Annotated in this window: 6 protein-coding genes; 2 read left to right on the top strand and 4 right to left on the bottom strand. The window is 56.8% G+C overall.

Annotation, left to right across the window (positions count from 1 at the left end; translation table 11 throughout):
* Nucleotides 1-59 precede the first annotated feature (59 nt).
* Complete coding sequence (gene mgtA, locus AC3RPL_RS19700) at nt 60-2,735, bottom strand: magnesium-translocating P-type ATPase (RefSeq protein WP_490741253.1); 2,676 nt, start codon at nt 2,733-2,735, stop codon at nt 60-62.
* Nucleotides 2,736-3,369: 634 nt separating this feature from the next.
* On the opposite strand from mgtA, the gene AC3RPL_RS19705 reads away from it, so the two are divergent.
* The gene (locus tag AC3RPL_RS19705) at nt 3,370-4,818 is read left to right on the top strand and encodes an alpha/beta hydrolase (RefSeq protein ID WP_490741254.1); all 1,449 of its coding nucleotides are present in this window, start codon (nt 3,370-3,372) and stop codon (nt 4,816-4,818) included.
* Between the two features lie 50 nt (nt 4,819-4,868).
* Here the strand turns inward: AC3RPL_RS19705 and AC3RPL_RS19710 are convergent, their stop codons facing one another.
* From AC3RPL_RS19710 to AC3RPL_RS19720, 3 genes are read right to left on the bottom strand one after another with little or no spacing between them, the layout of a single operon-like run.
* Nucleotides 4,869-5,924: an AI-2E family transporter gene (locus tag AC3RPL_RS19710; RefSeq protein WP_490741256.1), complete on the bottom strand. Its 1,056-nt coding sequence runs from the start codon at nt 5,922-5,924 to the stop codon at nt 4,869-4,871.
* Nucleotides 5,924-9,031 carry an efflux RND transporter permease subunit gene (locus AC3RPL_RS19715; RefSeq protein ID WP_490741257.1) on the bottom strand — a complete coding sequence of 1,036 codons (3,108 nt, stop codon included), beginning with the start codon at nt 9,029-9,031 and terminating at the stop codon, nt 5,924-5,926. The genes AC3RPL_RS19710 and AC3RPL_RS19715 overlap by 1 nt, the downstream gene beginning before the upstream one ends.
* A gap of 11 nt (nt 9,032-9,042) precedes the next feature.
* The gene (locus AC3RPL_RS19720; protein ID WP_490741258.1) at nt 9,043-10,143 is read right to left on the bottom strand and encodes an efflux RND transporter periplasmic adaptor subunit; all 1,101 of its coding nucleotides are present in this window, start codon (nt 10,141-10,143) and stop codon (nt 9,043-9,045) included.
* A 451-nt stretch (nt 10,144-10,594) separates the two neighbouring features.
* On the opposite strand from AC3RPL_RS19720, the gene AC3RPL_RS19725 reads away from it, so the two are divergent.
* Nucleotides 10,595-11,923 carry an MFS transporter gene (locus AC3RPL_RS19725; RefSeq protein ID WP_490741259.1) on the top strand — a complete coding sequence of 443 codons (1,329 nt, stop codon included), beginning with the start codon at nt 10,595-10,597 and terminating at the stop codon, nt 11,921-11,923.
* The last annotated feature ends 52 nt before the right edge of the window (nt 11,924-11,975 follow it).

The raw sequence follows: 11,975 nt of genomic DNA on the forward strand, positions 1-11,975 counted from the left end.
GCGCCACAAAAAACAGCACAATAGTGGTCACCACGTTGTTATTTTTCATTCTTTTCTCCTCAGAACCACTGTCCGAAACGACGGATATAGAGCTGTTTCATTCCCTGGGCGACCACACAGTAGCCAAACAGGGTTGCCACCAGCCACGGGAAGTAAGACCAGGGCAGTGGAACCAGGCCAACCGCATGTCCGAAAGGTGAAAAAGGAATATAAATACCCAGCACCATCACCAGACCGGTCATCAGCAGCACCGGCAACGCCGCACGACTCTGAATAAACGGAATTTTACGGGTGCGCAGCATATGCACCACCAGCGTCTGGGACAGCAGCCCTTCGATAAACCAGCCGGACTGAAACAGCGCCTGATGCTCCACGCTGTTGGCCGCAAACACGTGCCACATAATAAAAAAAGTGGTGATATCAAACAGCGAAGAAGTCGGGCCGATCCACAACATAAAACGGCCAATATTTTTCGCATCCCATTTGCGTGGTTTACGCAAAAACTCCCTATCCATTTTGTCCCAGGGCAGTGCCAGTTGAGACAGGTCATACATCAGGTTCTGGATCAGCAGATGGATTGCCAGCATCGGCAGGAATGGAATAAATGCGCTCGCCACCAGTACGGAAAAGACGTTGCCAAAGTTCGAGCTGGCGGTCATGTTCAGGTATTTAATGATATTGCCAAACGTCTCCCGCCCTTTGATAACCCCCTCTTCCAGCACCATCAGGTTCTTTTCCAGCAGGATAATATCGGCCGATTCTTTGGCAATATCCGTGGCGGTATCGACCGAAATGCCAATATCCGCATCACGCAGTGCGGGGGCATCGTTGATGCCATCTCCCAGAAAACCCACGGTGTGACCATTGTGCTGAAGCGCCTGTAACACCCGGGATTTTTGCTGCGGCGTCAGACGGCAGAAGATCGTCCGGGTTTCAACCTGACGGGAAAGTTCGCCGTCATCCAGCCGTTCGATTTCATTGCCACATAGCGGTTCACCGGGTTCCAGCCCGACATCGCGGCAGATTTTGCTGGTGATCACCGCATTATCTCCGGTCAGCACTTTTACCGTCACACCATTTTCATGCAGCGCAGCGATCGCCTGCTGGGCGCTCTCTTTAGGCGGATCAAGAAAAGTTAGCAGACCACAGATAGTCAGCTCACGCTCATCTTCTTTACTCAGCGGCATACGCAGCGGGCAATCCCCCAGGCAACGCTCTGCAATCAGCAACACGCGAAAGCCCTGCTGGTTCAACGCTTCGACCTGCTGACACCATTGGGAACGGGCAGCAGCATCCAGCTCCCGGCGCACGCCTGCATCCATCCAGTGACTGGCAACCGCCAGCATTTCATCCACGGCACCTTTGCAAATCAGCTTCTGCTGATTATTTTCGTCAGCGACCACAATCGACAGGCGGCGACGTTCGAAATCAAACGGCAACTCGTCAATTTTGCGATAGCGCCACAAACCACTGACCGCCAGATTACCCTGACTGAAACTGAGGATCGCTTTGTCCATCAGGTTTTTCACCCCGCTCTGGTGACGGCTGTTCAGCCACGCCAGCTGCAAAACCTGTTCATTGTTGCGGCCGTAAGCATCCAGGTGCTGCTCCAGAATGATACGGTCCTGAGTCAGGGTGCCGGTTTTGTCGGTACAGAGCACATCCATCGCGCCAAAATTCTGGATAGCATTGAGCCGTTTGACCACCACTTTGCGCCGGGACATGGCAATCGCCCCTTTCGCCAGATTGGAGCTGACAATCATCGGCAGCATTTCCGGGGTTAAGCCCACCGCCACCGCCAGCGCAAACATCAGGGCATCGGTCCAGTCACCTTTGGTAAAACCATTGATGAACAACACCACCGGCACCATCACCAGCATAAAACGGATCAACAACCAGCTGACGCTGTTCACGCCACGATCAAACGCCGTTTGCGGACGGCTGCCGGTTACCGATTTCGCCAGCTGACCGAACCAGGTGTTGTTACCGGTTGCCACCACCACCGCCGTCGCCGTGCCGCTGGCAACATTGGTTCCCATCAGGCAGATACCCGGCGTATTCAGCACGTCAGCCTGTTCCGTGGTCATGCTTTCCACACCCTCCGGCGCGGCGTGATATTTCTCAACCGGGATCGCTTCTCCGCTCAGCGCGGCCTGGCTGACGAACAGATCGCGTGAGGAGAGCAGACGCACATCTGCCGGGATCATATCGCCCGCCGAGAGGAAGATAATGTCGCCAGGCACCACATCCTGTAGCGCAATTTCCATCCTTACCGGCTGCGCCGTTTCACTGCTGCGACGAATAACCGTGGCGGTGGTGCGCACCAGAGATTGCAGCGCTTGCGCCGCCTTGTTGGTGCGGTACTCCTGCCAGAAACGCAACAGACCACTGAGGGCGACCATCACCAGCATGATGGTCACGCCGGTCAGGTCAGTCTCTTCGCCTTTGCGCAGCGGCAGCAGGTAATCTGTTAAATAGCTGATCGCCGCCAGCGCCATCAGCACCCAGATAAATGGGTTATTGAAAGCCCGGAACAGTTGCAGCAGCGCATGGGGCGCTCTCTCGCTGGCAACCTGGTTTTTACCATGCTCCAGCAGACGTTCAGCGGCATCTTCTGAGGTCAGGCCGTGGCGTTGGGTGTTCAGACGGGCCAGCGTGCCGTCGGCACTTTGGGTGATCTCGCTGGCAATGGCTAAGCTGCGGGCGAGTTTTAAGTTGGCGTTATGCATTTTCATTTGCCAGATCCTTAATTTTATTTTTGTTCAGGCGCGGGGAATCTCTCCTGCGCATGAGGATGTTGGTTTTTTTGGGGATCGGGACGGGGCAGATAGCCCGGAACAGCGCGGTAAATTACAAGCGTTAGCCGCGCTCAGTTGGGCCTGTGTGCCATCGCCCGCCGCTGGTCGGAGGTTCTTTCATAATGCAATCCTCTCCCGGCAATACGCGGGAAAAATGTAAGGAGCAAAACGGGGATGTGACACAGGAATGAAGTGAAACACTGCCCGCCGGTTTTTTTCGGCAAGCAAACAACGGAGTTGGCTTACCTCAGAGGTTAAAACTTAAGGGGTGACTGTCCAATCGGGTTCTCCATTGATGAAATCGCCGCCACTATAATTCTGCCCGACGGGGATGTAAACCCTCGATAAAAAGAGCATTTCTAAAAAAAATCATCAACAATCATTTATAAAACATAACGTTAAGAGATAATAACCGGAAATAACTACCTCTTTCTTACCTAAACCCTTTATCAACCATTTGCATTTAGCGCTGAAGTGCGTACTTTGCATTCCCGCAGACAAATGACAGGATCAACACCCGCTATCGGATATCACTCTACAGTCAGGCGAACAGCTCAGGAGCAAGACGACAATGCTGAACAGAACCCGTATCTGGTTAATACGCTCGCTGATTATTGTGCTGTTAATGTTGGTCGCGTTGCTGATTCTGCGCATTGCGCTAACCGAGCGTGGCCCCGATTTGCAACCCTGGCACAAGTGGACCCCGCAGGAACTTAGCAGCAGCCAGACAGACCGTTCAGACTGGGCCGGTTACCTGCAAAACGAGCAGAAAATCTTTGACGAGATGCGGCGCAACGTCAGCAGCAAAATCAGCGATGGCTCGCCAGAAATCCTGAACCGCTATGCCCCGGACAGCCCGGTTTATCCGGAGCATTTCGCCACCAACTGGAATCGCTCATATCAGCTGTTACCGCAGGGAATACCGCGCGGGGCGGTGGTTTTGCTGCACGGACTGACTGATTCACCCTACAGCCTGCGCCATCTAGCCTTTCATTATCAGCAGAAAGGCTATGTGGCAGTGGCGATTCGCCTGCCAGGCCACGGCACGGTGCCTGCCGCACTGACCCGCGTCAGATGGCAGGAGTGGATGGCGGCAACCCGGCTGGCGGTGCGTGAAGCCCGGCAACGTATTCCGCCCGGCGCACCGTTGCAACTCATCGGTTTTTCCAACGGCGGCGCACTGGCGATGAAATATGCGCTCGATGCGCTTGACGACCCGGCCCTGCCTGCCCCCAGCCGTCTGATTCTGATTTCCCCAATGATTGGCGTCAGCCCCTATGCCCGTTATGCCGGGCTGGCCGGACTGCCTTCGCTGCTGCCCGCGTTTGCCCGTTCGGCATGGCTCAGCATCCTGCCGGAGTTCAATCCGTTTAAGTACAACTCCTTTCCGGTCAGGGCCGCGCGTCAATCCTGGTTACTGACCAACGCCTTACAGACGCAGCTGCATCAGGCCGGGCAGAATCAACGTCTGAACCGGCTTCCACCCGTTCTGACTTTTCAGTCGGTGGCGGATGCGACGGTGAGCACCCCTGCGGTGGTCAATGGTCTGTACAACCTGCTACCGGCGAACGGCAGCGAGCTGGTACTGTTTGATGTTAACCAGTCGGTGCATCTGTCACCGTTGATGCGCAGCAGCGCCAGGCAGGCAGCTGAAAAGTTGCTTCCGCCCACGCCGCGCCGTTATACCGCCACCCTGGTGACCAATGCCTCGCCGCTGAGCGGTGACGTGGTGGCCGAAACGACCCCCGCCGGAGCGACCACGCTGAGCAGACAGCCGCTGGGTCTGAGCTATCCCGCTGATGTCTATTCCTTATCCCATGTGGCGCTGCCCTTTCCCGTCAGTGATTCCCTGTATGGCAGCGCGCCAGCGCATCCCAATGAATTTGGCATCAGTTTCGGCCGGCTGGCACCACGCGGTGAGCGTTCCGTACTGATCGTCAGTCTGGATATGCTGATGCGCCAGTCTTCTAATCCCTTCTGGCCGTGGATGGTGCAGCGGGTGGATCAGACGCTGCAATAGCCGCTGCGCCCGCGCACCGGTGCGTCGGGCGTGGAAAACTGTTCAACAGCTCAGCGCGGGGGTTCCTCATCCTCAGCGATCAGGCCATCGCAGAGCAGCAGGGCCAGCGGCTCTGCTCCCGGCGTCTGCTCCAGCACGATTTTTACCACAATGGTCAGCGGCACCGATAACAGCATCCCTACCGGACCAAAAAGCCAGCCCCAGAAAATCAATGAAAGAAACACCACCAGCGTGGACAATCCCAGGCCACGCCCCATCAGTCGGGGTTCCAGCATGTTGCCGATGAGCAGATTCACCAGCAGATAGCCTGCGGTAACCAGCAACCCTTCTGGTATTCCCTGAAAGATGAGCACCTGAATAATCGCCGGCACCGCGGCGATAAAAGAGCCAATGTTGGGGATGTAATTGAGGACGAAAGCCAGCGCCCCCCACAGCAGGGAAAAACGGACATTCAGCGACAGCAACATCAGCCACACCACCACGCCGGTCAGCAGGCTGATGGCGGTTTTTAACACCAGATAGCGGCTGATGCCGTCGAGTGCGCACTGGATAGCAGCCATACTTTCAGAAGGACGGTGGAAAAGATTTTGCAGTTTACCCGTTAACAGCGGCACTTCGAACAGCATAAATACCACGGTCATCAGCAACAGAAAAATAGCGGACACCGCGCCAGAAAGATTCGACAGCACCCGGCTGACCAGATTGAGCGCCAGATTCGGATCCACCATAGTGACCAGTGCCTCGGTGGAGACGGGCACCCCAAAATGCCCCGCCATCTCCTGCAATTCCAGCAGCCATCCCAGCATTCCCGCACGGTATTGCGGCAGAGTACGGGCGAAATCATTCAGCATACTGACCAGCGTTGCCAGTAACAGCGCGCCTGCCAGCACGATCACCCCAATCAGCAACGAGACGCCCAGCACACGCGGTACGCCAATACGCTGCAACAATCTGACCAACGGATTGAGGATCACCGCGACAAACACGGCCAGAATAAAGGGCACCACCATCTCCGCACCGGCCCGCAATCCGGCCAGAATAATCACCAGCATTCCGAGCATAACGATAATGTTAAATGTGCGTTCCCGCTCAATTATCCGCGCCATTATCTTGCTCCACGCAGCCTTTTGCTCCACTCACGCAGACGCTGAATATGCAGATAGAGGGCCGGGATAAACACCACCCCGACCAGCGTTGCCACCAGCATCCCGCTAAACACCGTAACGCCGATAATCTGCCGACTGGCGGCCCCCGCGCCGGTCGCCAGCACCAACGGCAGCACGCCGAGGATCAGTGAAATGGCGGTCATCATCACCGCGCGAAAACGCTGTCTGGCCGCCTGCCGGGCAGCCTGGGCAATACTGTCGCCCTGTTCACGCCGCTCGCGCGCAAATTCAACGATCAGAATGGCGTTTTTCGCAGCCAGCCCGGTGAGCAACACCAGCCCAATCTGGGCATAGACATCGTTGGCAAAACCCATCAGATGCAGCCCGGCCACGGCACCGCCTGCGGCAAAAATAACCGAAAGCAGCACGGCCAGCGGTACGCTCCAGCTTTCATACTGCGCCACCAGAAACAGCCAGGCGAAGATAATCGCCGCAAGGTAAATCAACACCGCCTGATTGCCGGTCTGCTGCTCCTGAAGTGACATGCCGCTCCAGCTGTAGCTGTAACCGGCGGGTAACGCCTTCGCCAGCACCGCCTCCATCGCCTGCATTGCCTGGGCCGAGCTGACGCCCTCCGCGCCGGAGCCGTTGATCGACAGGGCCGGGAACTGATTGTACTGCATGATATATGGTGCGCTGGTGGACGGCGTCAGCGTCACCAGTTGATTAAGGCTGACAGCATGACCGCTGTCGCTGCGTACGGTCAGCTGCATCAGCTGATCGCTGCGCTGGCGGAAATCGGGATCGTTTTGCAGCTGGACCCGGAACTGACGGTTGTTGAGCGTGAAATCCCCAACGTTGCGACCACCCAGTGAGGTTTGCAATACGGAGAAAATGCGGCTGACCGGGACGCCCAACAGCGCAGCCCGTTCGCGGTCAACCGACAGCGTCATTTCAGGCACGTTAGCACTGAAGGTGGTAAAAACGCGGCTGAGTTGCGGATGCTGATTGGCAGCCATAATCACCTGCTGCCCGACCTGCGCCAGCGCCTGCGGCGACTGTCCTTCCATGGCCTGGATTCGCAGATCAAAGCCTGCGGCATTGCCTAATCCGCTGATGGCCGGCGGGACAAAGGCCATGATGCTGGCCGTCGGGATAGCGGCCAGCTGCCGCTGAAGCTGCGGCAAAACCTGCGCCACGGGTGGGCGTACCTGCCAGTCTTTTAACATCACGATAGCAAAGCCACTGTTGGCGGCGTTACCTCCCCCCAGCAGGCTGAAGCCGGTGATGTTAATCACATCCTCCACCGCCGGATTCTGCTCAACCAACCGGTAAAGGTCTTCCATCACCTGCTGGGTGCGGGGTAACGCGGCACCATCGGGAAGCTGAACATTCACAAAGATATAACCGTCATCCTCTGCGGGCAGAAAACCGCCCGGCAGTTGTTGATAAGCCAGCCAGCTAACCCCACCCGCCAGCAGCATGATGGCAACCGTAGTCAGGGCATAGCGGCTGACCTTGTCTGACAGCAAGACATAGCCATCCCGGACGCGGTCAATCACGCGGTTTACCAGCCCGAATACCCCCTGCACCGCGGCAGTACGCCGTTTTAACAGACAGGCGCAGAGCGCTGGCGTCAGCGTCAACGCATTCACACTGGAGAGCACCATCGCAGCCGAGAGGGTCACGGCAAACTGACGATAGAGCTCACCGACGATCCCCGGTAGCACCGCAATCGGCACAAACACCGCCAGCAGCATCAGCGTGGTGGCCACTACCGGCCCGGCGATCTGCCCCAGAGCCTTGATCGTGGCGGTCGCAGGCGTCAGTTCGGCATCATCTGCCAGCAGCCGCTCGACGTTTTCCACCACCACAATGGCATCATCCACCACGATGGTCAGCGCCAGAATGATGGCAAACAGACTGAGGGTGTTGGCCGAATAGCCAAACAGCAGCAGCACGGCAAAGGTGCCCAACAGTGATACCGGCACCGACAGCGCCACAATAAAGGTGGCCCGCAGGTTTTGCAGAAATAACCACACCACAGCCAGCACCACAATCAGCGTCAGCACCAGCGACGTACCGATCTCTTTTAGCGTGGCGGTAATCGGCTGGGTGGCATCAAATTTGATCTGATAAGCCATATCCTCCGGAAAGGCCTGCGCCTGGCTGGCCATTTCGGCGCGTACCGCTTTCGCCACGTTAAGCGCATTGGCCTGCGGTGCTGGATAGACCATTAAAAACGCGCCCTGGGTGTTATTCAGCGCCGCATTGACCTGATAATTCTGTGCTCCCAGTTCGGTCCTGGCGATATCGCTTATGCGCACCGTGCCGCCATGCTGATTACTGCGCAGCACCACCTGAGAAAACGCTTCCGGGCTGATTAACCGCCCCTCGCCGCTGATGGTCAGGGTATTCTGCTGCGCGGCGGGGGTGGGTGCCGCACCGATCTGGCCCGCTGCCGCCTGCACGTTTTGCTGTTGTAACGCCTGAATCACCTCATCGGTGGTGATATGTAACGCTTCCATCCGCTGTGGATCCAGCCAGATACGCATACTGTAGTCGCGTGCGCCGAACACTTGTACATCCCCCACCCCGTTAATCCGCGCCAGCGCATCACGCAGGCGGATGGAGGTGTAGTTACTGAGAAAAAGGGGATCGTGGCTCTGATTCGGGGAAAGCACGCTGATCCCCAGCAGGATATTACTGGCGCGTTTGCGCACAGAAATCCCATTATTGTTCACTTCAGCAGGCAACTGCGCTGTCACCTGGGAAAGGCGGTTCTGCACTTCCACCGCCGCCATGTCCGGATCGGTGCCGCTGGCAAAGGTAATGGTCAGCTGGTAACTGCCGCTGTTACTGCTGGTGGACTCCATATAAAGCATGTTGCTGACACCATTGATCTGCGCTTCGATCGGTGCCGCCACCGCCTGAGCAACGTCACGGGCGCTGGCACCGGGATAGAGCGCGGAGACGCTGACTACCGGCGGAGTGATTTCAGGAAACTGCTCGACCGGGATCATTTTCAGCGCCACGCCGCCGACCAGGGCAATAACCAGCGCAATCACCATCGCAAAGCGGGGACGTCTGACAAAAAAACTTAACATCGGCAGGCTCCTTATGGCGCTTCGGTGGCGGTGACCGACATACCGGGCCGGACGCGTTGCACACCAGCAACAATCACCCGGTCGCCCTCATGCAGACCAGAGGTCACCACGTAGTGCTGACCCAGTTGCACGCCGACGGTGATGCCAACACGCTCCACCTGATTCTCCACCACCCGCAGCACATAATAGCCCTGAGCATCCTGCTGAAGCGCCGCCAGGGGCAGCAGTAATGCGGCTTTCGCCAGGGGTTCCAGTTCAACGTTCACCACGCCGCCGGGCAGCAACAGGTGCTGCGGATTAGCAAATTGCAGGCTGACCGCCACCGTGCCCGTATGGCTGTCAATGTGATTATCAACCGAGACAAACTCCCCCCGCTGTGGGTAGTGCTCACCGTTGGCAAGTTGCAGCCGTGGCGTCAGCGCCTGACTGACCTTCCGTACATCCGTCACCAGCCCCTGCTGGCTGGCGGCAATATAATCCCGTTCACTGACCGCAATCACCACCCGCACGGGATCAATTTCATTCAGCGTCACCAGCGTACCCCTCGCCGGATTCACCAGGCTTCCTTCATGCACCTCGCTGTGTCCGGCACGACCGGTGACAGGGGCGGTAATGCGGGTAAAACCGAGGTTCAGACGCTGGGTCTGCAACTGCGCTTCGGCTTCTTTCAGCGTGGCAGCCGCCATGTCACGGCTGGCAATGGCGCTGTCCAGATCCGACTGACTGACCACCGTGCCCGTACCCAGACGCTGTAAACGGCTGAGATGCTGGCGGGCATTACTGGCCTGGGCGCGGGCATGGCTGACCTGTGCCTCCGCCCTTGCCAGTAAAGCCTTATGCTCAGCCGGTTCGATCGCAAACAGCAGCTGTCCTGCGCTGACCATTTCACCATCCAGAAAACCACGCTTAGCCACCATGCCTTCGGTGCGGGAAACGACATCCACCGCCCGCAGTGGTTCAATCCTGCCCAGATAGCGGGTAGTGGGTGCAACATTCTGATGCGTCAGCGTGACGACGGAAACCGCCGGAGGCGTGGCCGCAGGTGAAGATACACTCAGGACCAGCAGTAGCGGCAACAGCAAACGGTTGAGAGTTTGGAATTTTGTGATCATCTGGACAAAACCTTCCGGGAATGAGTCAGTAACGGTGGGGCAGAAGTCTATTTGCTGTACAGCAGGCTCAACCTGCTTTTGATCAGCAAAAGACCTTACGCAGAGCGCTAATTACCGTTCATTTAGGATTGATTTAGTGGAAAATGGCGGGTTGCGGAAAAGAGCCAGCTCATCTCAGAGCCACCCTGAAATGAGTTGAAAATCGCGTCAGTCGGCCATTTTTTGCGCAAAATTCAACATTTAAAGCTGACTGACACTTTTTATTACGCTTTGCTGGTGTTTATTACCATGAAAGTCATCATTCTCCCTGCCATCTCCCGGCAATTTTGCCATCTTTCGCAGGATCCTCTTTTCCCTTGCCGATGCACCCGGCGGTGGGCTTTTCGCCATTGAATGCGCCAGAGCGGGTGCGTAAGATTCCCTTTTTACGTTTGAACTATAAGAAAGAGATATGCACGCTTCCATCGCCCCAAATCCAGACAGCGAACATGATGCCACTCCGGTAAACTCACGCGGAAAAGTGCTGGTCGCTTCGCTGGTCGGTACCGCCATTGAGTTTTTTGATTTCTATATTTATGCCACCGCAGCAGTCATTGTCTTCCCCCATATTTTCTTCCCGCAGGGTGATGCCACCGTCGCCACGCTTCAGTCGCTGGCTACCTTCGCTATTGCCTTTATTGCCCGTCCGATCGGCTCCGCGCTGTTTGGTCACTTCGGCGATCGCGCCGGTCGTAAAGTGACGCTGGTGGCATCGCTGCTGACGATGGGGATTTCAACCGTGGTGATTGGCCTGCTCCCCGGCTATGAAACCATCGGCGTCTTTGCCCCGCTGTTGCTGGCGCTGGCCCGTTTTGGTCAGGGGCTGGGTCTCGGCGGCGAATGGGGTGGTGCCGCACTGCTGGCAACGGAAAATGCCCCGGCGAAAAAACGGGCGCTGTACGGATCCTTTCCTCAGCTGGGTGCGCCCATCGGCTTCTTCTTCGCCAACGGCACTTTTTTGCTGCTCTCCTGGCTGCTGAGCGAAGAACAGTTTATGCAGTGGGGCTGGCGTGTGCCCTTTATTCTCTCTGCCGTGCTGGTGCTGGTGGGCCTGTATGTACGGGTATCGCTGAACGAATCGCCGGTTTTCGCAAAAGTGAAAAAAGAGAAAAAGCAGGTCAAAGTGCCGATCGGTACATTGTTGTCCAGCCATCTGAAAGCCACCCTCATCGGCACCTTTATCATGCTGGCGACCTACACGCTGTTCTACATTATGACCGTCTACTCAATGAGTTACGGCACCACGGCTGCTCCCAATGGTTTGGGTTTCCCGCGTAATACCATGCTGTGGATGTTAATGCTGGCGGTGATTGGTTTTGGCGTGATGGTGCCCGTTGCAGGGCTGCTGGCCGACCGCTATGGCCGTCGCAAGACGATGATTGTGATTACGCTGGCGATTATCGCTTTCGCGCTGGTCTTCCCGTCGATGTTGGGTTCCGGTCATCCACTACTGGTGATGGCATTCCTGCTGTGTGGCCTGAGCATCATGGGGCTGACCTTTGGTCCAATGGGTGCGCTGCTGCCAGAACTTTTTCCCACCGAAGTTCGTTATACCGGCGCGTCGTTCTCTTATAACCTGTCGTCGATTCTGGGTGCTTCGGTTGCTCCATACATCGCCACCTGGCTGACCCACGCTTACGGTCTGTTCTGGGTAGGTATCTATCTGGCAACGATGGCCTGCCTGACGCTGTTTGCGCTGATTGCCAGCAAAGAAACCCGTCATCAGTCGCTGTACGACTGAAACAAAAAAACCGGCCGCCTGGCCGGTTTTTTTAACAGGTAAAGCATGGGAT

It is taken from the genome of Erwinia papayae, from assembly GCF_058241465.1.